Raw genomic sequence first — 20,808 nt, forward strand, 5'->3', positions numbered from 1 at the left:
TCTTTTCTTATTTTTTAGTTTCGGTAGTCGTTTCTGGTTTCGCCTCAGCTGTAGCCGGGGCTGCGGTTGCAGATGCTGTAGTGGCTGTAGCCGTGGCGGTTGCAGCAGCAGGTGCGGCAGCTCCTTTTTTGAAGGCATTCATCACATACATGGCTACTCTCCATCGGTCTCCTGCATTCAGCTGGCCAGCATACGATCCCATCGCATTTCTACCGTTTGTTATTACATAATGAACAGACCCTACAGTAATTTCCCTGTCAGCATAGTTCGGCACACCGGAGAAAGCTCCGGATTGTACGATTGGCCCCTGTCCGTCACCGCCTACACCGTGACAAGCGCCACAAGTTTTCTCGAAAAGGTTTTTCCCTCTTTCAAGATCCTTTGCTGCATTGGCAGGATTCAAAGGAGAGGCGGTTACTGTTTTGGAAGCGTCATAACCTGCATTATACTGATCCGGTGTTGTAGGAAGCAAAGCTTCTTCAAAAATACCGTCTTTGTTCTGTGGAACAGATCCTTCTACCGGGGTAAGCCCTGTAGCTCCGTTGTTTCTTACAAAAGCAGGGATTTCATTTTCATGATCTGAATAGGCATCCTGAGCTTTCATTAATGGATCATAAGCTACCGGGAAATACATATCCGGGAAATAAACCAGCGGTGTATTGTCTTTCGGTCCGCAAGAGTTAAGTAAAACGGCTGTTAAACCTAAAACTGCTGTAATTCTTAATACATTCTTTTTCATTTTAAGCATCTTTAACCGTTATTTCTTCAACTCCCGTTTCAATAAGCAACTGCTTTACAGATTCTACATCCTCAGTTACAAATTCCATCATGAATTTATCATCCGTTGTTCTCGGATCCGGGTTTTGTGCCGGTGCTCCGGGATACATTTTGTTTCTTACCAGAAATGTCAATGACATCATGTGAGCGGCACAGAATACCATAAGCTCGAACATCGGTACGACGAATGCAGGCATATTGTGTCCCCAGTCGAAAGCCGGTTTACCACCGATATTCTGCGGCCAGTCGTGATTCATCACATACCAGGTTAAAGTAGCTCCGATCGTCACCCCGTAAAGAGCGTAAAGAAAGGCGGCATCAGAAATTCTTGTTTTCTTTAAACCTAAAGCTTTGTCTAGCCCGTGAACCGGAAACGGAGTATATACTTCGTTGATTGCGATTCCTTTATCGTTGAATGCCTTAACGCCGTTCATCAAATCGTCGTCGTCGGCATAAAGTCCGTATACAATTTTAGTGGTGCTCATCTCCTTCTTTTGCTTTATAAGTTTCACCTGAGATTTTCAAAATCGATTTTAATTCGGCCTGTGCGATTACAGGGAATGTTCTTGCGTATAATAAGAATAATACAGAGAAGAACCCAATTGTTCCTAAGTATACACCCACATCAATGATCGTTGGCTTAAACATCGTCCAAGATCCAGGTAAGTAATCTCTTGAAAGGTTGATAACGATAATGTCAAAACGTTCAAACCACATACCGATGTTGATGATCAGTGCAATAATGAAAGTTGCAATAATGTTGGTTCTCACTTTCTTGAACCAGAAGAATGCAGGGATAATCAAGTTACAAGTAATCAGCGCCCAGAATGCCCACCAGTAAGGTCCTACGGCAGCACCCGGAGAAAGATATGTAAAGTCTTCGAATCTTGATCCTGAATACCATCCGATGAAATATTCTGTAGCATAAGCTACCGTTACCATACCACCGGTTAAGATGATAACGATGTTCATAATTTCGATATGGTACATCGTGATGTAATCTTCAAGGTGACATACTTTTCTCGCGATCAACAACAGCGTCTGTACCATGGCAAATCCTGAGAAGATCGCACCGGCAACGAAGTAAGGAGGATAGATCGTAGAGTGCCATCCTTTAATTACCGACGTGGCGAAGTCAAAAGATACCGTGGTGTGTACCGAGAATACAAGCGGTGTAGCCAAACCTGCAAGAACCAAAGAAAGCTCTTCGAATCTCTGCCAGTGTTTTGCCTTACCACCCCAACCGAAGGCAAGGAATGTATAAATCTTTTTAGTCCACGGTGTTTTGGCTCTGTCTCTGATCATTGCAAAGTCAGGAATCAATCCCATGAACCAGAATACGGTAGATACCGAGAAATATGTTGAAATTGCAAACACGTCCCAAAGTAGAGGAGAGTTGAAGTTCCCCCAAAGAGACCCGAACTGGTTCGGTAAAGGGAATACCCAATATCCTACCCAAACTCTACCCATGTGGATTACCGGGAAGATGGCTGCCTGTACTACCGCGAAGATCGTCATCGCTTCCGCAGATCTGTTTACAGACATTCTCCATCGCTGTCTAAATAATAATAATACCGCTGAGATTAGTGTTCCGGCGTGACCGATACCTACCCACCATACAAAGTTAGTGATATCCCAACCCCAGTTAATAGTTCTGTTAAGTCCCCATGCTCCAATACCTGTTCCGATGGTATACGCGATACACCCGAATCCATAGATGAATAGAACCAGGGCTGCATATAGTGAAATCCACCATAGTTTGCCTGCTCTTTCTTCGATAGGTCGTGCGATATCTTCCGTAATATCGTGATAAGTTTTGTGACCAATAATTAGAGGTTCCCTTATCGGAGCTTCGTAATGTCCTGACATTTTTTACCTATTTATTATTTAAACTTTATTTTTCTACTCTGTTTCTTACTTTCGTATGATAGAACACGTTTGGCTTGGTTCCGATCTCTTCAAGTAAATAGTATCTTCTGTTATCAGCATATAATTTTCTGATTTCAGATTCTTTGTCATTCATATCTCCGAACTGGATAGATCCTGTAGTACAAGCTTTTGAACATGCTGTCTGGAACTCTCCGTCTTTTACGATTCTACCTTCTTTTTTAGCTTCAAGAATAGTAGTCTGAGTCATCTGGATACATAGTGAACATTTCTCCATTACCCCTCTTGTTCTTACCACAACATCCGGATTCAGTACCATTCTTCCAAGATCGTTATTCATGTTGAAATCGAACTTGTCGTTCAGGTTATACGTAAACCAGTTGAAACGTCTTACTTTATAAGGACAGTTGTTTGCACAATATCTTGTACCGATACATCTGTTGTAAGCCATGTGGTTCTGCCCCTGCTTACCGTGTGAAGTTGCCGCTACCGGACATACTGTTTCACAAGGTGCATGGTTACAGTGCTGACACATTACCGGCTGGAAGATCACATCTGGATTATCCGCAGGGTGGTTCAATGCACCGCCTTCTTTGCTAAATGCTGTTCCGTACAATTCAGGAACGGCCATTCCTTCTTTTAATCCTTCATATACTTCTACTTTCTGTCTTGCAGAATAGTAACGGTCGATTCTTAACCAGTACATATCTCTGGACATTCTGATCTCCTCTTTACCTACAACAGGAACGTTGTTCTCTGCCTGGCAGGCAATGATACAAGATCCGCAGCCGGTACATGAGTTCAGGTCAATTGACATATTGAAGTGAGGTCCGTCCGTATCATCAAAAGCATCCCAAAGATCGATTTTTCTTGCAGGAAGTGCTCCGCTGATGGTATGGTATTCCAAAGGTCTGTTCCATCCTTTATGCTCATCATCGAATGCTACGTTTAAGAAATCAGCCAAAGGAACTTCCTTCGCAATTTCGTAACGTCCCATCAGGGTATTCTGTAGCTGGATCCCGGCAAACTCGTGGTCTTCACCTGTTTTTTCGATTTTAACATTGGAAACCGCTAAGTTGGAACCGTCGAATAAAGGATAAGCATTTACCCCTGTATCCGCTGTTGCTCCTGAATTTTTCTTACCGTAACCAAGCGCAAGACCTACCGATCCTTCTGCCTGTCCCGGCTGAACAAATACAGGAACATCTTTGATCGTAACTCCGTTTACCGTAAGGTTAACAATAGAGCCGTCAAGCTGCATTCTTGCGTTAAGATCATTGTCGATTCCTAATCTTTCGGCATCTTTCGGAGACATCGTCAGGTAGTTATCCCAGGACATTCTCGTGAGTGGATCCGGTAATTCCTGCAACCAAGGATTGTTGGCCTGTGTACCGTCTCCCATCGCCGTTTTCGTGTACAATACCAATTCCAGGTCGGAAGGTTTGAAACCGCTTACTTCGGCAACAGCCTGAGCTCCGTTTCCTCCTGCATAAGCCAACGTCGTAGCATTTGAAGAAGTATTGATCCCGTTATATAAAGCTTTGTTGAAAGAAGTTCCTCCTAAAATAGAAGAAGCACTTGCTTTCAGGTAATCATAATAATTGTTGGCAGCATTGTTTTTACCATTTTTCCAAACCAATAGAGATTCTTCGATCTGTCTTGATTTGTAGATTTTCTGGATGGTAGGCTGCATTAATGAATATACACCGCTCTGAGGCTCGATATCTCCCCATGATTCAAGCCAGTTGGCTACAGGGATTACCGCTTTCGCCGCTTTGTACATTTCATTTTTCTTATCGGCAACTGCGATTACATAAGGAACTTTAGCTAAAGATTTTTTGAAATCTTCTCCTTTATAATAAGAATAAATCGGGTCTACGTTGTTTGCGATCAATACACCAACCTGACCTGCATTTACCCATCCCAGGAATTCCTGGAATCTTGCCTTATCGAAATTTTTAAGGAAGTTCGCCTTTCCAGTAAAAGCTACCGATCCTAATTTCTGGTTGATTAAGTGGGCTAAAACCTGCGCTCCTTTGGAGCCGTCAGCAAAAACAACTGCTTTGCTTCCTTTTGTCTGAAGTTCTTTTGCAATTTCATTAGCCGTTTTATCGGAAGAACCGCCGCCAACAACAGCGTTGTATACTTCAACCAATGTTTTGTTTACCTGGCTCGGCTTTAGTCTGATTCTTTCATCGGAATTAGCACCTGTAAGAGACATGTTGGATTCCACCTGAATGTGTCTCAACATATTTGCCCCCGGCTTTCTTGCTGCCGCGTAAGAAGATTCAAGGCTACCTCCGTTATAATCTCCTAAGAAATCTGCCTGGAAAGCAACAACCAATTCAGTTCCCTTAAGATCGTAAACAGGCAATGCTCTTGTTCCGAAAACTTCCTGAGCTGCGTCCAGACCTGCCGCGTAAGGATACGCATCATAGGTTACTAATTCTGCAGTAGGATATTTTGCTTTAAATTCAGCGAATAGTTTTTTGAAAGTAGGGGAAGCAAAAGAATGCGATAACAATACGATTCTTTTACCGGCTGCATTAGCCTCTTCCAATCCTTTGATTACAAAACTGTCTACTTTATCGAAAGTTTCGTCTTTCCCTTCTAATTTAGGCTGTTTTACTTTATCATTGTCATAAAGAGACAGTACGCTGGCCTGAGCTCTTGCGTTGGTTTTCCCTAAATCACCCGCTGCCGGGTTCGGTTCTATTTTGATAGGTCTTCCTTCTCTTGTTTTTACCAGAACACTTGCAAAATCGAATCCGTCGAAATAGGTTGAAGCGTAATAGTTGGGAATGCCCGGAATGATGTCATGCGGCTTTACCACATAAGGGATCGTCTTGATTACCGGAGCTTCACAGGCAGCCAGGGTCACGGCTGCTGTAGAGAATCCTAATAGTTTTAAGAAATCTCTTCTTGAAGTACCGGAACCGTTATTTTCCGCGTCTTCAAGGAAATCTTCTACAGGAATTTCTTCCTGGAACTCTTTTTGAGCCAGCTTATTGTTTAAAGCCGGATTTTTAAGTTCATGAATACTTCTAAATTGTATTTTGTTTGAAGCCATTTGATACTTCTAATTTTTAGTTATTAATAATGACATTTACCACACTCAATACCTCCAATTGCATCTACTGTAATCTTACCACCATCTTTAGGGTACTGCTTTTTCAGCTTGTCGTGTAGATTCTTGAAGTATTCTTTATTATAACCGTTGTTCATGTCAACTTCTGTTGTTCTGTGGCATTCGATACACCATCCCATTGTAAAGTCGTTCGCCATCTGTACAACGTTCATGGTGTCGATTTTTCCGTGGCAGGCTTTACATACCACATCGATTTTGTTGTTAGGATTCTTTTTGTTGAAAGAATTGATGATTGCCTGTTCTCCTGCTACAACGTGTTGTGCGTGGTTGAAGTATACGAAGTCCGGCATGTTGTGGATTCTTGTCCATTCAACCGGCTGTGTTTTTCCTGTATACTGTTGTTTTGCAGGATCCCAGCCTGTAGCTGCATAGATTTTCTGGATTTCTCCGTCGTAGAATGCTTTGTCTTTTCCTGGCTCCATATAGTGCTCGGCATTGTATTCGGAAATGGTCCGGTGACAGTTCATACAAACGTTCATTGAAGGAATTTCAGATACTTTTCCGTATTTGGCACTGGAGTGACAAAGCTGACAGTCGATTTTCTGTTCACCAGCGTGGATCTTGTGTGAGAAATAGATCGGTTGTTCCGGCTTGTACCCTTTGTAAACCCCGATCCACATCAGCCAGTTCCATACCCCGTAAGCCGCTAAAATGGCAAGGATTGCGATAAGGCCCTTGCCGATATAGTGGTATTTCTCGTAGATTTCGCTGAAAGATTTTACCCTGGATTCGTTAAGTCCTGCAAGATCCTCAGACTGGCCTAGTTTTACCAATTGTCTCAGTTTAACCAAGATCCAAACAAGAAGACCTGCAATTGCTAAAAGGGAAATGATCACTACGTTGGTTGTTGTAGAGCTTTGTGGTGCTGCATTTGCCGTTCCGGCAGCTGTTGTGTCTTTCGCAGCATCTGTTGCTGCCGGCTCCGGTGCCGGTGGATTAGTGGTGTAAGCTAAGATGTCGTCAATATCCTTATCGGTAAGATTTGGAAAGACCTGCATCTCTGTCTTGTTGTACTTTTCGAAAATTTCATTGGCGTACTTGTCTCCGGAAGCCCTAAGCTCCTTGTTGTTTTTGATCCACTTGTGAAGCCAGTCCTTGTCTACGCCACCTTCTGTCTTTACCCGTTCTACAACACCCTTGAGGGGTGGTCCTACAACTTGTTTGTCTAGTGCGTGACATGCAGTACAATTCGCTTTGAAAAGCTTTTCACCATTCTTAGGATCGCCGTCCTGCCCGTAAATTGAAGCACTGGTTGATAGCAATAAGCCTATTGCGATCAACGTTTGTCTATAATGCTTTCTCCAACTAATCATTTAAATTATCTTATGTTAGTAAATATTGAACATTCAATCAATCCCGCAAAAATAATATTTTTAACAGGAATTTAACGGTATATAGAAAGGGGAAAATGTCATTTCCGTTTAATTTGTAATTATTCTAAATAACTCTATTTGGTATAATTTTTTAATTTGTCTAAATTTGCGGAAACAACTTTAAATGAAAAATTTGATTAAAATATTTTCGTTCCTGTTTTTGGCTTCATTTTACAGCATTGATGCACAACAGGTTGTAAAAAAGGATACTTTGGCCGGTACGGAACTTACGATGACGATGGATTCCAGGGTAAATGCAGCGTTGGAAAGCATAGAAGATAAATGTGCAAAAACTTCTGCATCAATTGTTTCCAGAGACAGTGGTGGTGATTATGTCTCTTCAAAACCCTCCAGAATCTATATTCCGAGCCGGGAACTCACCAACGCGGAAATCTGCAGGAAAAATCCCAGGATTTTAGGGTATAAAATCCAGATTACGATTGTAAAAAGCAATGAAGAAGCCAATGAAGTAAAAGCTTATTTCAGAAAGCGTTTCCCTAATCTTAAAGTAGAGACGGATGCTTCTTTAAGACCGAATTACAAGATCCTTGCAGGAAGCTATTTCACGAAGCAAAGCGCCGCCGCCGATCTCTCCAAAGTAAGGGAATATTTTAAATCTGCAGTAGCCGTTCAGTACAGAATTTTCTGCGCCGAAGCAAAATAACTACTATAAAATTAAATAACAAAAGCTGGGAATTTTCCCAGCTTTTTTTGTTTGGATTCCGGCTAAGTTTTTAACGTAGAAACTTAATAATACGTCTTCAGAAACCAGAAAAATTCAGTTGTTCTTAAATAATTATTGGTCATCAGATAAACGAATAAAATACAGCATGCAGCCGTTATAAAAGACAGGATTCCAGGGGATTGCCGGTAACTGTAGAACAGCCAGCCCAAAAGCAGGGGATACACAAAAACAAAATGGCCGCCATAAATAAAAGAGGTATGAAGCCCGAATCTCATTACGCAGTGGATGATGATGTCTGCCACGAAAGAAATCATCAGAACCTGGACCGGCTTGTTCCTGAAATTTTTCAAATAACTCCATAAAATCAAAACCCATAATACGGCAATGAAAATGTAAGGAATCCATGAAGTATAAACATCCATGATAATGCCTTTGTAATGATAGCCGTTCATGTTATGTTTATCACGGATAATAAAATTTGAAAACAGAATATTCCCTCCGAAGAAGTAAGAGAGAATCATATCCCATGTTGGTGTTGCATTGACATTTGAAAACTTTTCGTACTGTTCATTGGTCTTGCTGAGTATGTTTCCATATTTAAAATCGATCCGGTTCAGATATAACAGGATGAAGCATACACAGGTGAAGCCCACTCTGAAAGCAGCATTTCCAAATTTTTTCCAGCTTTTAAAAAGACCTTTTTCAAAGGCAACCGGAATAAAGACCTTTACGATATTTGTGACCGTTAATCCACCGATGGTAATTCCCGAAAATGCCAGGGCTAATGCAGGAATTCTTTCTTCTTTTTTAAGTTTTATGGCTGCATAGTGATGAAATAAAGTCAGAAGAAAAAGGGTATAAGTGAAGTTTTCAGGAGTAAAGGATAATAAGATCGTGGTTGAAAACCCTCCGAAAAACAGAATCAGTGGAATACTAAAAAATAACGGCAGCCCAATGATGTTTTTCAGATATTTAAAAACCTGAAGAACACTCAGACTTACAGCCAAATTGCTGAACCAGGCAAGCACAAAACGAAAATTGCCATCCATTTTCCCGTCTGAAAACAGCAGGGCCAGTTCACGGATCCAGTTGAAAAAATAATAGGACAGGGGGTGTCTTTCAAAGCTGCCGCCCGTCATTACGATCGACTTGTTATCAAAGCTGAAATAGGCGTCCCAGGGAATCCTGGCATCAAAAATAATTTTATGGTGAATTGCAATATAGGATCCTAAATATCCGTACACTACCAGAAAAAACAGGAAAACGATCAGTTCAATCCCCGTTGACGGAAAAATCAGTTTAAAAAAATGGATGGATTTTGTTTTTAACTTTAACACGTGCGGAAGTTTTTGCAAAAATAAAGATAAAACCCATCAGAAATGACGGGTTTTTATAATATCAAGCAGATTCAGTATAATTACTGGAAAATACTTTTAACGCTAATCATAATTAAACGTTTGGTTGTATGCATTAATTTACTGGAATTGCATACAGTTGGTTTTCGGCCCACGAAGATCCTCCAAATTGATCAATGGTGCCGGTATAGCCATTCACATCTACACTGCCGACCCAGTAATAGTAAGTTTTGGCACTGGAAGAAGTATTGTTCAGAATAATTGCACCGGAAAGAAGCCCGAATTTGGTAGAAGGACCCCAGCTGCCACTCATTAAGTTCGAACCTACAATGTCGGGACTGAAAGTAAAGGAAGTGGAGCTGTCTGAAAAGCTGCTTCGTACCCAGATGGACTGGTTGGTTGGCATCAGAGTAAAATTAGTAATAAGCTGAGTGGTACTCACAATATATTTGCTGTTGGCCGGAATGGTGATGGAGGTACCGGTATAGTTATAATTGACCCAGTTCCCGGAATTAAGATTTACGCCATTCGTAGAAAAGCTGGCTTGTATTACCGGTGCAGAAGCTGTGGGTAGTGCCTGTTTGCGGATAACACCGTTATTATCGGCAGTCAGCATCACGGTACCGCCGGCAGAAGGAATCGTGCGGAGGCGGGCTGTGCCGTTCACGTCAAGAAGCTGTGAAGGAGAAGCAACTCCGATTCCCAGATTTCCCGCTGCATCAAAGGTAGTAGTGGAGGCGGATCCCATAATGTTTAAAGCATTTCCATTGCTGGCAATAGTCGTGGCCTGGGAAAGTGATCCTCCAAGACGTACATCGCTTCCTGCTAGAGAAATGCCGTTGCCTGCAGTATAGATTCTTCCCAATTTTTGCCATGCACTCCCGTCAAAATAGTAATATCCCGGAGCATTGATGTTTGTTGTTTTCGGGCTGGTTGCGGTTACAGCGGCAGTTGCATAAATAACGGCACCGGTCTGTTCGGTTCCGTATTGAAGATCGGCAGATTGGATCTGGTTTCCGGTAAGCCGTGGCGGGATAAAGCCTTCGGGAGTGGTTCCGTTACTGCTTCCTGCTGCTACTTCCAGGGTAGCCTTGGGAATCTGGGTGTTGATCCCAACCTGGGAATAAATGAGGTTGGAAAGGAAGAGACCAACTGCAACAAATACTTGCTTTTTCATGTTTAAATTTTATAAGGTATATTTATTATTTGAAATAGGAAAATACGTTCAATGAATTCTATTCAATCTGGCGCATAATCAAATTATTGATCATCTAATAAATTGATGAGTTGGTAAGGCAAATATAATAATTACTTTTATTTTGATTTCATTTATAATAATGTTTTTAATTTGGTTAATAAATGCTTAATTAAAATATGTCAAAGAATCAATTTATTAATTGATTGCATATTTAAAGTTTATAAAAATTATTTACTCAAATAAGTATGATCAAGCGATCAAGCATCTATTTACTTTTTATTAAAAAAAATCCTTTCGGAAGCTGAAAGGATTGTGATGATCGACTGGCAATCTGTAAGGTCATGACAATAATGCCTGATGTTATTAATAAGTTTTACGAACTGCACGAAAGCGTTGAACACCCTGAAATATCATCATAGCCGGAAGGCCTTTTGACGGAAAATTCAGGGTAAAGTTCATGATATGGATTTTCCAGTGCCTGGGTAAGCATATCCAGCATTTCCGTTTTTCCGTTATTGATCTCTTCGATACACTGGTAAAGAAGGTAATTTCTCAGGATAAATTTCGGATTGGTCTTGCTCATCAGTTCCAGAGATTTCTCCCGGGAGATGATGTTCTTTTCCTGTCTATGCCGATAGCTGTCCATAAAATCCTGAAGCCTGGCAATATCCTCAGCATTCAGAAAAATGTAAGAAGCATTTTCAAACTGGTTTTTAAGATCTGTAGTTTCATCATAATTTTCAAGGCAGCTAAAAAATAGGGTATAATCGAACTGAAGATCCTGCATCAGGCCCTGCCATGAGGTGAAAAACTTTTCATCACTTGTCAGCAGTTGATCAAAACCGAATTTCCGACACAGCATCCGGTCATGGCTTTCCCAGAAATAACTTCCATAGTCATTCAGGATTTCTTCCAGGAACTTTTCATCCTTAATCAGCGGGTGAAGTGCATTAGCCAGCTGCCAGAGGTTCCACTGCGAAACCTGTCCTTGTTTTCCGAAGGCATATCTCCGTCCCGGGAGATCAGTGGTATTCGGAGTAAAGTTCAGATTATATTCATCCATCATGGAATACGGTCCGTAATCGATCGTCAGGCCTAGAACCGACATATTATCTGTATTCATCACGCCATGGACAAATCCTACACGATACCATTCCACCATCAGATCAGCAGTTCTCCGGCATATATTTTCAAAAAAATCTCTGTATTTCTGTTCACCTTCCGAGGTGATTTCCTTAAAATAATTTTCAATGGTAAAATCGGCGAGTTCCTGCAGTGTCTTATATTCCTGTTGGGCAGATATCAGCTCAAAATGTCCAAAACGCAGAAAACTTTCGGCGGTCCTGATAACCACCGCGCCTTTTTCCAGTTCAGGATTGCCGTTATACATCATGTCCCTCAGCACCTCTTCTCCGGTAAAAGCCAGGCTTAATGCCCGGGTAGTCGGTACTCCCAGGTGAAACATGGCTTCACTCATCAGGTATTCCCTGACAGAGGATCGTAAGACGGCTCTTCCATCGGCGTGTCTGGAATAGGGTGTTGCGCCGGCACCTTTCCACTGGATTTCATTTCTTTCTCCCGAATTGTTGGCAATTTCTCCGGCCAGGATTGCCCGCCCGTCCCCCAGCTGCCCGGCCCAGTTTCCGAACTGATGCCCTGCATAAGCGGTAGCATAGGTCTTTACGTTTTCCGGAAGCTGATTACCTACCAAAAAGTTCACATCTTTTTCTTCAAACGTTCCAAGCCCGATTTCTTCCGATAGTTTCTCATTAAAAGCAATAAGTTTCGGATGATCAAAACCGGCAGGAGTAATAGTGGAAAAGAGAACTTTCGGCGTATTCCGCTGCATGGGGTTTCCCGAAAAATCTCCCGGGAATTTCTTTATAAAGGGTTGTATAATGTTTTTAATATTCATCTTTCAAAGATATTAATTAAAAAGAAAAGACCTTCCAAATGATTGAAAGGTCTTGTGTATTTCTAAAAGAGAATTTATTTATTGTTAAAGTCAATATCTTCTCCGGTGTTCAGATTTTCATTGACGTTTTCCTCTTTTTTCCCCGGACTTTTCGGTCCGCCCGGGTCTGCCGGTTTCGGATTCTTGATTTCGTCGAGTGTCTGCAGACTGCCATCATCTCCGTATCCTGACCTAAGTCCGTTAAGGTTGGAGCATCCGTCTTTCCATTCTGAAGGTTTCACGAATTTATCATCCGGAGAAATTTTCAGGCTTTTATCCGCCCATACTTTTTTCATATAGATTGCCCAGATCGGCAATGCCATTTTCGCACCCTGGCCTTCTCCCGTTCCGTAGAAGTGGGTTGCCCGGTCTTCCCATCCTACCCAGGCTCCTGTTGCCAGCTTAGGAACGATTCCCATAAACCATCCGTCGGAGTTATTCTGCGTGGTTCCGGTTTTACCGGCAATTTCAATATCTTTAGAAATTCCTTTTCTGCCCAGTTCCCCTGAAGCGGTTCCGTATTGCGCTACCCCTTTCATCAACTCGATCATGGTGTAAGCATACAATGGATTCATGACCTCTTTCGGCTCTACGTTTACTTCTTTAATTACCCTGCTGTTGGCATCTTCAATTCTCCAGATCATTTCCGGCTTATTGTAGTTTCCGTAATTGGCAAAAGTACTGTAAGCACCTACCATTTCGTAGATCGTAATATCGGATGCTCCCAAAGCCATCGGTAGACTGGTGGAAATCTCTTCGGTTACCCCAAGATCCCGTGCCGTCTGGATTACGCTCTGGGTACCCGTCATTTCAGCCAAACGAAGGGCTACCGGGTTTTGTGAATGCGCCAATGCATCTTTTAAAGTCAGCATGCCGCCTCTTCCCGGAACATGATAGGTTCCTTTGTTGAAGCTTGCATTGGATATGGTAGAACAAGGCGTAAGGCCTAATTTCATAATTGCCGTTGCATATACAAAAGGCTTGAAGGTAGAACCTACCTGTCTTTTCCCTTGTTTGATGTGATCGTACTGGAAGTGCTGCCAGTCGATACCGCCAACCCAGGCTTTAATTTCCCCGGTTCCCGGAACCATCGACATCAGACCTGCCTGTGCTACTTTCTTATGCCATCTGATGGAATCCCACGGTGACATTTCAACTTCTTCTTCTCCCGCCCAGGTAAATCTTGACGTTTTAATTGGTTTTTTGAATTCCATTAAAATAGAATCTTCCGAGACGCCTGCGGCTTTTAACTGCTTATAACGCCCGGTTCTTTTCATTGCCTGTGTCATCAGGTCATTCGCCTGCTTATCGTTCAGGAAATAGAACGGCCAGTTTTTACGGCCTCTCTGCTCGGCGTCAAATCTTTTCTGAAGGTCAGTTAAATGTTCTCTGATCGCGTCTTCTGCATATTTCTGCATTCTGGAATCCAGCGTGACGAATATCTTAAGCCCGTCTTTGTAAAGATTCAGTTTCTTTCCGGTATCCTTTTCGTAATCGTCAAGATATTTGTCAATTTCTTTTTTCAGATAAAACTTATAGTAAGCCGAGTAATCATCATTAATATTTTTAATCGGATGATAATCCACTTTTACAGGCGTTGCGACGGCTTTATCGAAAGTAGCCTGATCCAGATACCCTGTCTTCAGCATTTGATCCAGTACAACATCCCTTCTCATTTTTGCCCGTTCAGGATTTCTCATCGGGTTGTTTTTTACCGGATTCTCAAGCATCGCTACAAACATCGCTGCTTCAGGTAAAGTGAGTTCTGCGGTTTTTTTATTGAAATAGATCTTTGAGGCCATTTCAATTCCGTTGGCATTGTAAAGGAAATCAAACTTGTTGAAATACAGCGTGATGATCTCTTCTTTAGTGTATCTTTTTTCGAGACTTACCGCTACAACCCATTCTTTCAATTTTTGGAAGACTGCTTTAATCTTATTATCAGCTCTTTTACCTGTAAAAAGTAATTTTGCCAACTGCTGGGTAATGGTAGAACCACCACCACGGCCTCCTCTAAAAGCAACAGCTCTTGCAACGGATTGTAAATCAATTCCCGAATGCTCTTTAAAACGCTCATCTTCTTTTGCCTGTAAGGCATAAATAAGATAAGGCGGAAGGTCTTTATAAATAATAGGCTGCGTCTTTTCTTTCTCAAATTTACCCAGCAGTACTCCGTCTGAGGAATAGATCTGTGAGGCCACATAAATATCCGGGTTTTCAAGCTCCTTTACATCCGGCATTTCCCCGATGAAACCTTGGGAAACTGCGAAAAAAAGCCCTGAAATACCTAAAACTACAGCAAAAAATCCGATCCAGATAAATTTCACCCACCTTTTCCAGGCGGTATTTCTCTTTTTAGGAGGAAGAGGGAAGGTTTTCCCTTTGTTTCCTGTATTCTGTTTGTTCACTTCCATTGATGATTACGGTTTAGCCGTTTCTATTTTTACTCCAATATCTTCAATTCCCGGAAGGTTATCGTTTCTCATTGCCTGAGTGAGGCCGATTTCATATTTTCCTCTGGCCGGAAATTTATAATTCAGTTTATACTGAAACAACGTTTCCTTGGTATCGCCGAATCCCGTACCGAGCCATTCACCGTTAGGTTTCGCCAACACATAATTTAACGTATCGGTTTGCTTTTTCTTGCTCTGAAGGTCGGTGAAATTCACGATAAACCTGATGTTGCTGTAAGGATAATCGTTGTTGTTTCTTACAACAAATATAATATTTTTAGGATTTTGCGGATCTGAAATTTCAAGATTAAATTTTTGTTCACTTTTCTTATTCCACTTATTGTCAACGGAATTCATAAAGACGTCTCCTTCCGAAGAAGAATGGCAGCTGACGAAAAGAATAAGGGTACATAATCCTAAAATGTTACGCATTATTGTCTTTTTTTGGAGGAAACTTCTTTTTAAATTTCTTTTTATTCGGATTGGTTTTCTTTTCTGCTTCAGAACCGGTGGCTGCTTCTGCTTTTTCCATCTGGGGCCTTGGTTGCTGAGACTGCTGAGGTTTCTGCTGTCTTGGCTGGCTGTTGGAATTGCCTTTTGGATTTTGGTTCTGTTGCGGTCTTTCCTGCTTCTGAGGCCGTTCTGACCTTTCATTTCTGTCAGATCTTTCAGGACGTTCCTGCCTTTCAGGGCGGTTGTTGTTTCTCTTCTGGCCTTGCAGATTCTGATTGTTCTGATTATTATTCGATCTATTCTGATTCTTGTTGCGGTTGTTCCTGTTTTTCTTTTCGAAACGGTCAACATTGTTTTCCTGAATCAGATCAATACTTGCCAAAGGGATGTCCGGCTGTTTCAGTTCTTCCAGGGGAAGTATTTTCTCGCCGCGTTTATTTTGGGAAATCAATTTTTTCACCAAATCAATATCAAAGTCATACCAGGCAATAGCATGATCTACGTAGGCAAACCACATTTTCTTTTTGAAAACATCAATTTTAATGCAGAAAGCCCTGCCTTTTTCTGTATCCAGTGTTGTTGAAGAAGACGGGAAATTGCTTAACGCATCCAGGTAGCTGTCCAGTTCATAATTAAGACAGCACTTCAGCTTACCGCATTGTCCGGCAAGCTTTTGAGGATTAATGCTTAATTGCTGATACCTGGCCACATTGGTGTTTACCGATCTGAAATCCGTAAGCCATGTCGAGCAGCAAAGTTCTCTTCCGCAAGATCCGATACCGCCTACTTTTGCTGCTTCCTGCCGGAAACCGATCTGTTTCATATCGATTTTCGTACGGAAGGCTCCTGCATATTCCTTAATCAGCTGCCTGAAATCCACCCGGCTTTCTGCCGTATAATAGAACGTAACCTTGGAAGCGTCTCCCTGATACTCCACATCGGTAATCTTCATTTCAAGACCCAGACGGTGAGCGATTTTCCGCGCTTCTATTTTGATATTGTCTTCTTTCTTTCTAGCCTCCTGCCAAACTTCCAGGTCCTTCTGGTTGGCCTGTCTGTATATTTTTAGTGCAGATTCTTCAGAACACTTTTTCTTCTTCATCTGAATCTTTACTAGTTCTCCGGTGAGACTTATCACACCTACATCGTGTCCGGGACTCGATTCTACTGTTACTACGCTACCTATATGTAAAGGGATATTATTTACATTTTTATAAAACGATTTTCTGTCATTTTTAAATCTAACTTCTACAAAATCGCATCGGTTCGGTGCGGGATTGCTGATGTTAGAAAGCCAGTCGAAAACACTTAATTTATAACTATTACCACAGGTATTTACATTTTCACAGCCATTCGCGGTCTTCTTGGGTCCGCAAGAATGTGCAGAATCGCCGGATGTTTTACATCCACAACTCATATAATGATATATTTAATTTGCAAATTTATGATTTTTATCTTAATGAGGTCTAAAATAATCAAATATTCGGGAACACGATGTTTAATGTTAAACGAATTAGTGGCCGGAGATTCCGGTTTTAATTAAGTGTTTAGTACTGATTGTTTTAGGTATAGATAAATTCGGTTGTTATTTTAAACATAATTTTCTTTTAAGATAACGTTTAAAATTTTATGATTTATTAACAGGTGTAACCAAAATAATTTTATATTTGGGTATATAATAATAGTCTATGAAAAAAATATTAGTATCAACTGCATTACTGGCAGGCGTTCTATCTTACGCAGGAGGCTTCAGGGTTTCTTTGCAGGGGGTGAAGCAATTGGCCATGGCACATACTAGTGCCCATGCTGAAGATGCGAGTGTAACGTTCTTCAACCCTGCGGGGATGTCGTTCATTCCTTCAAAACTGAGCATTGTGGCCGGGGGATTCGGAGCAGGAAATAAAGTTACGTTCCAGAATACCAATACGCTGCAGAGTACGGAAACGGATAATCCGATGGGTACTCCTATTTATGCAGCAATCGCTTACAAACCGATTGAAAAGTTATCCGTAGGTTTCAGCTTTTCAACACCTTTCGGAAGCACCATTGAGTGGCCGAGTGACTGGGAAGGAAAAGAAATGGTTCAGCGACTTGAACTGAAAAGCTTCTACTTCCAGCCGATGGTTTCCTATAAATTCAATGACTGGCTGGCTTTTGGGGCAAGCTATATCTATGCAAGAGGAAGCGTAAACTGGGACAGGGGCGTAACGCAGTTCGGCGGACAGCTTAACCTGGACAGTAAAGCGAGCGGGCACGGATACGGATTCGGATTTTATTTCAGACCGGACCCTAAACTAGATGTGAGTGTGGCGTACCGTTCGCCGGTTGACATGAAGGCTAAAGACGGAACGGCTACCTTTAAATTCCCTTCTACTTCCATTTATCCCTTGTTAGGATTGGATGCATCCGGAAAAGACAGCTTTACAGCAACTTTACCTTTGGTCGAAGAATATACGGTCGGTCTTACCTATAAAGTAACTCCTAAATGGTTGGTATCCGCAGATTTTAACTATCACGGATGGTCCAGATATACGCAGCTGACCCTGGATTTTGCCAGTGCGCCGGTTGGAAACCAGGCAGATCCTACCATTTCTGTATCTCCCAAGAATTTCAGGAATTCCAAAACCTTCAGGCTGGGAACCCAATACGCATTTACCGATATGATTTACGGGCGTTTGGGAGCTTATTATGATGAATCGCCTTACTCCGATGATCATTTTATCCCGGAAACACCTTCTTTCAATACTTATGTTGTAACGGGAGGGGTTGGATTCAAGCTGAAACAGTTCGGTGTGGATGTAGCCGGAGGATACGCTATGCCGCAGGCAAGAAGTGTAAACAACAAAACACTGGGCTTTTACGGACAGGCTAAAGCAACCGCGTTCTATTTAGGTCTTGGTTTATCTTACAATCCATTTTAATTGAAGACTATGAAAAAAATTATAATTTCTACACTCGCTATTTCCGCACTGTTTTTTACAACGAGCTGCGAAGATGAATTTGATAACGATGTAAACGATATGGTGGTAACTTCCGGAGAAGCGAATTTTAAGACTTATATCGCTTTAGGGAATTCCTTAACTTCAGGATATAGAGACGGTGCACTTTATCAGGATGGACAGAATGAATCATATCCTTCTATGATTGCCGCACAGATGAAGCTTGCGGGAGGCGGAGATTTCAAACAGCCTTTAATGCCAAACAATACCGGTGGTTTTACAGGCCTTTCCGGATTTGGAGGTAAACTTACCCTTCAGTTGGTTAACGGAAGCTTAACGCCGGTTCCAAGCGCTGCTGGAGGATCTTTAGATAACGTATCTTCAGGAAGGCCTTATCAAAATATGGGAGTACCCGGAGCTAAATCATATCATTTGGTAGCACCGGGATATGGCAGCCTTGCAGGTCTTGCTGCCGGAACAGCCAATCCTTACTTTGTAAGGTTTGCCTCATCTTCCACTACATCGGTCTTGGCAGACGCAATGGCTCAGGCCCCAACCTTCTTTTCACTTTGGATAGGAAGCAATGATGTTCTGTTTTATGCAATCAACGGTGGAACAAATTCCCAGACTGGGGGAGGGGTAACCACTTATACGGCAGCTACGGTACAGACCGGAACAGGAGCAAGCCCGGCAGCATATAGGTCTAATGATATCTCAGATCCGAATGTTGTGGCAGGTTCTATTAAGGCTGTTTTAGACGGACTTAAAAGTGTAGGAGCAACAAAAGGCGTAATTGCCAACGTACCGTATGTAACTTCAATTCCGTATTTTACTACGGTTCCTTATAATCCTCTTACTCCTGCGGTGTTAGGATCAAATATAAACACGCTGAATACCAGTTTGTACGGCCCCTTAAAGCAGGCACTTACGGCTTTCGGAGCTGGAAACAGAATCAATCTTCTATCTTCTACCTCTGCAAATCCTGTCCTGATTAAAGACAACTCTTTAACCGATCTTTCATCTCAGCTGACTCTTGCTTTAACACCTTCTTTAGGCGTTGCTACAGCAACTGTATTCGGACAGATCTACGGACAGGCAAGGCAGGCTACGGCGGAAGATTATCTTCTTCTTACCACAAGTTCTGTTATCGGAACTACAGCCCCTGGGTTACCATCTCCTGTAAATGTTTACGGAATATCTTATCCGCTGCAGAATCAGCATGTTCTGACAAAAACTGAAGCCGGTTATGTAAAAACGGCAACAGATGCTTATAATACTTCGATCAGGGCATTTGCCGATACATATGGTCTGGCATTTATGGACTCTAATGCAAAGATGGTAGAACTTAACGGACAATCAGGAATCACTTTTGACGGTGTGAAATATACTGCTAAATTTGTAAGTGGAGGAGCTTTCTCTCTGGATGGTATCCATCTTACCGGTAGGGGATATGCTATTATCGCTAACGAATTCATTAAGTCGATCAATACAAAATATAAGTCTACTTTACCACAGGTAAATCCTAACAGTTATTCAGGGGTAAAGTTCCCTTAATAATAAGTAAAATAAAAACTTAGAAACCACAGGAGTAATTCTTGTGGTTTTTTTTTAAATTTGCAAAATCTTTAAAAAGTAAAAATGGCCGATCAGTTAAGTTATCTATTTTGCACAAGGACCAGCAGGGACCTGGCAGAAAAAATTGCCCAATATTATGGGAAGGAACTTGGAAAAATCAACTTTCAGACGTTCAGCGACGGAGAATTCGAGCCGGTTCTGGATGAATCCGTAAGAGGAGGAAGGGTTTTCCTTATTGCATCTACCTTCCCGCCGGCAGACAATTTATTGGAGCTTCTTCTAATTATTGATGCCGCGAAAAGAGCTTCTGCCAAAAGCATTACCGTAGTGCTTCCTTATTTCGGACTGGCAAGACAGGATAGAAAAGACAAGCCAAGAGCGCCGATCGGTGCCAAATTGGTTGCCAATCTTCTTACCGCCGCAGGCGCAACAAGAATCATGACCATGGATCTTCACGCAGACCAGATTCAGGGATTCTTCGAAATTCCGGTAGATCATTTATATGCATCCACTATTTTTGTAGATTACATCAGAAACCTGAACCTGGAAAACCTTACCATCGCTTCTCCGGACATGGGTGGGGCTAAAAGAGCGAAAAACTATGCCGGCCACCTGGGTGCAGATGTAGTAATTGCTTATAAGGAAAGAAAAAAAGCGAATGTGGTGGAGGAAATGTTCCTGATCGGAGACGTAGTAGGAAAAAATGTAATCCTTATCGATGACATGATTGATACGGCAGGAACACTTTGCAAAGCGGCTGACATCCTGATGGAAAAAGGAGCGAAATCCGTGAGAGCCATGGCAACACACGGCGTACTTTCAGGTAAAGCGTATGATAATATCGAAAACTCCAAATTGTTGGAAGTGATTGTAACTGACTCAATTCCTGTGAAAAATAATTTGTCATCTAAAATAAAAGTGCTATCTTGCGCCCCATTATTTGCAGACGTTATGAAGATGGTTCATGAGCACCAATCCATTAGCAGTAAATTTATTATCTAATTGATAATT

The 20,808-nt window shown here is 41.8% G+C and carries 15 protein-coding genes; 4 read left to right on the forward strand and 11 right to left on the reverse strand.

Going from position 1 to position 20,808, the window contains the following annotated elements:
* Positions 1 to 7 precede the first annotated feature (7 nt).
* From FY557_RS14160 to FY557_RS14180, 5 genes are read right to left on the reverse strand one after another with little or no spacing between them, the layout of a single operon-like run.
* Positions 8 to 748 carry a c-type cytochrome gene (locus FY557_RS14160; protein WP_149247894.1) on the reverse strand — a complete coding sequence of 247 codons (741 nt, stop codon included), beginning with the start codon at positions 746 to 748 and terminating at the stop codon, positions 8 to 10.
* Positions 741 to 1,262 (reverse strand): DUF3341 domain-containing protein, encoded by a 522-nt coding sequence (locus FY557_RS14165; RefSeq protein WP_034691794.1) that lies wholly within the window; start codon positions 1,260 to 1,262, stop codon positions 741 to 743. Before FY557_RS14165 ends, FY557_RS14160 begins: the two co-directional genes overlap by 8 nt.
* Complete coding sequence (gene nrfD, locus FY557_RS14170; protein ID WP_149247895.1) at positions 1,249 to 2,646, reverse strand: NrfD/PsrC family molybdoenzyme membrane anchor subunit; 1,398 nt, start codon at positions 2,644 to 2,646, stop codon at positions 1,249 to 1,251. Before nrfD ends, FY557_RS14165 begins: the two co-directional genes overlap by 14 nt.
* Positions 2,647 to 2,671: 25 nt before the next feature.
* A complete protein-coding gene (locus tag FY557_RS14175) occupies positions 2,672 to 5,734 on the reverse strand; it encodes a TAT-variant-translocated molybdopterin oxidoreductase (RefSeq protein WP_149247896.1) in 3,063 nt (1,020 codons plus the stop codon).
* 23 nt (positions 5,735 to 5,757) lie between these two features.
* Complete coding sequence (locus FY557_RS14180) at positions 5,758 to 7,125, reverse strand: c-type cytochrome (protein WP_149247897.1); 1,368 nt, start codon at positions 7,123 to 7,125, stop codon at positions 5,758 to 5,760.
* Between the two features lie 184 nt (positions 7,126 to 7,309).
* Between FY557_RS14180 and FY557_RS14185 the strand changes: the two genes are divergently transcribed.
* On the forward strand, positions 7,310 to 7,849 hold the full coding sequence (locus tag FY557_RS14185) for an SPOR domain-containing protein (RefSeq protein WP_149247898.1): 540 nt from the start codon (positions 7,310 to 7,312) through the stop codon (positions 7,847 to 7,849).
* A gap of 83 nt (positions 7,850 to 7,932) precedes the next feature.
* On the opposite strand, the gene FY557_RS14190 is transcribed toward FY557_RS14185, so the two are convergent.
* The 6 genes from FY557_RS14190 to FY557_RS14215 form a co-directional block, all read right to left on the reverse strand.
* On the reverse strand, positions 7,933 to 9,207 hold the full coding sequence (locus FY557_RS14190; RefSeq protein WP_228451794.1) for a DUF6080 domain-containing protein: 1,275 nt from the start codon (positions 9,205 to 9,207) through the stop codon (positions 7,933 to 7,935).
* Positions 9,208 to 9,340: 133 nt separating this feature from the next.
* Positions 9,341 to 10,402 (reverse strand): hypothetical protein, encoded by a 1,062-nt coding sequence (locus tag FY557_RS14195; protein WP_149247899.1) that lies wholly within the window; start codon positions 10,400 to 10,402, stop codon positions 9,341 to 9,343.
* 394 nt (positions 10,403 to 10,796) lie between these two features.
* Positions 10,797 to 12,338: a protein adenylyltransferase SelO gene (locus FY557_RS14200; protein ID WP_149247900.1), complete on the reverse strand. Its 1,542-nt coding sequence runs from the start codon at positions 12,336 to 12,338 to the stop codon at positions 10,797 to 10,799.
* Between the two features lie 74 nt (positions 12,339 to 12,412).
* The gene (locus FY557_RS14205; RefSeq protein ID WP_149247901.1) at positions 12,413 to 14,791 is read right to left on the reverse strand and encodes a penicillin-binding protein 1A; all 2,379 of its coding nucleotides are present in this window, start codon (positions 14,789 to 14,791) and stop codon (positions 12,413 to 12,415) included.
* A gap of 6 nt (positions 14,792 to 14,797) precedes the next feature.
* Entirely contained in the window at positions 14,798 to 15,262 is a 465-nt protein-coding gene (locus tag FY557_RS14210) for a gliding motility lipoprotein GldH (RefSeq protein ID WP_149247902.1), read from the reverse strand.
* The gene (locus tag FY557_RS14215; RefSeq protein WP_149247903.1) at positions 15,255 to 16,700 is read right to left on the reverse strand and encodes a stage 0 sporulation family protein; all 1,446 of its coding nucleotides are present in this window, start codon (positions 16,698 to 16,700) and stop codon (positions 15,255 to 15,257) included. The genes FY557_RS14210 and FY557_RS14215 overlap by 8 nt, the downstream gene beginning before the upstream one ends.
* Before the next feature lie 271 nt (positions 16,701 to 16,971).
* On the opposite strand from FY557_RS14215, the gene FY557_RS14220 reads away from it, so the two are divergent.
* From FY557_RS14220 to FY557_RS14230, 3 genes are all read left to right on the forward strand, one after another.
* Positions 16,972 to 18,204: an OmpP1/FadL family transporter gene (locus FY557_RS14220; RefSeq protein ID WP_149247904.1), complete on the forward strand. Its 1,233-nt coding sequence runs from the start codon at positions 16,972 to 16,974 to the stop codon at positions 18,202 to 18,204.
* Positions 18,205 to 18,213: 9 nt separating this feature from the next.
* On the forward strand, positions 18,214 to 19,776 hold the full coding sequence (locus FY557_RS14225) for a G-D-S-L family lipolytic protein (RefSeq protein ID WP_149247905.1): 1,563 nt from the start codon (positions 18,214 to 18,216) through the stop codon (positions 19,774 to 19,776).
* Positions 19,777 to 19,860: 84 nt separating this feature from the next.
* Positions 19,861 to 20,799 carry a ribose-phosphate pyrophosphokinase gene (locus FY557_RS14230; protein ID WP_149247906.1) on the forward strand — a complete coding sequence of 313 codons (939 nt, stop codon included), beginning with the start codon at positions 19,861 to 19,863 and terminating at the stop codon, positions 20,797 to 20,799.
* The last annotated feature ends 9 nt before the right edge of the window (positions 20,800 to 20,808 follow it).

The organism is Chryseobacterium sp. SN22, assembly GCF_008329705.1.
In the GTDB taxonomy this organism is placed as follows: domain Bacteria; phylum Bacteroidota; class Bacteroidia; order Flavobacteriales; family Weeksellaceae; genus Chryseobacterium.

Bases quoted from the DNA above. Each gene is read 5' to 3' on its own strand.
- FY557_RS14160 (WP_149247894.1), bottom strand. From the start codon at position 748: ATGCTTAAAATGAAAAAGAATGTATTAAGAATTACAGCAGTTTTAGGT.
- FY557_RS14165 (WP_034691794.1), bottom strand. From the start codon at position 1,262: ATGAGCACCACTAAAATTGTATACGGACTTTATGCCGACGACGACGAT.
- nrfD (WP_149247895.1), bottom strand. From the start codon at position 2,646: ATGTCAGGACATTACGAAGCTCCGATAAGGGAACCTCTAATTATTGGT.
- FY557_RS14175 (WP_149247896.1), bottom strand. From the start codon at position 5,734: ATGGCTTCAAACAAAATACAATTTAGAAGTATTCATGAACTTAAAAAT.
- FY557_RS14180 (WP_149247897.1), bottom strand. From the start codon at position 7,125: ATGATTAGTTGGAGAAAGCATTATAGACAAACGTTGATCGCAATAGGC.
- FY557_RS14185 (WP_149247898.1), top strand. From the start codon at position 7,310: ATGAAAAATTTGATTAAAATATTTTCGTTCCTGTTTTTGGCTTCATTT.
- FY557_RS14195 (WP_149247899.1), bottom strand. From the start codon at position 10,402: ATGAAAAAGCAAGTATTTGTTGCAGTTGGTCTCTTCCTTTCCAACCTC.
- FY557_RS14200 (WP_149247900.1), bottom strand. From the start codon at position 12,338: ATGAATATTAAAAACATTATACAACCCTTTATAAAGAAATTCCCGGGA.
- FY557_RS14205 (WP_149247901.1), bottom strand. From the start codon at position 14,791: ATGGAAGTGAACAAACAGAATACAGGAAACAAAGGGAAAACCTTCCCT.
- FY557_RS14210 (WP_149247902.1), bottom strand. From the start codon at position 15,262: ATGCGTAACATTTTAGGATTATGTACCCTTATTCTTTTCGTCAGCTGC.
- FY557_RS14215 (WP_149247903.1), bottom strand. From the start codon at position 16,700: ATGAGTTGTGGATGTAAAACATCCGGCGATTCTGCACATTCTTGCGGA.
- FY557_RS14220 (WP_149247904.1), top strand. From the start codon at position 16,972: ATGAAAAAAATATTAGTATCAACTGCATTACTGGCAGGCGTTCTATCT.
- FY557_RS14225 (WP_149247905.1), top strand. From the start codon at position 18,214: ATGAAAAAAATTATAATTTCTACACTCGCTATTTCCGCACTGTTTTTT.
- FY557_RS14230 (WP_149247906.1), top strand. From the start codon at position 19,861: ATGGCCGATCAGTTAAGTTATCTATTTTGCACAAGGACCAGCAGGGAC.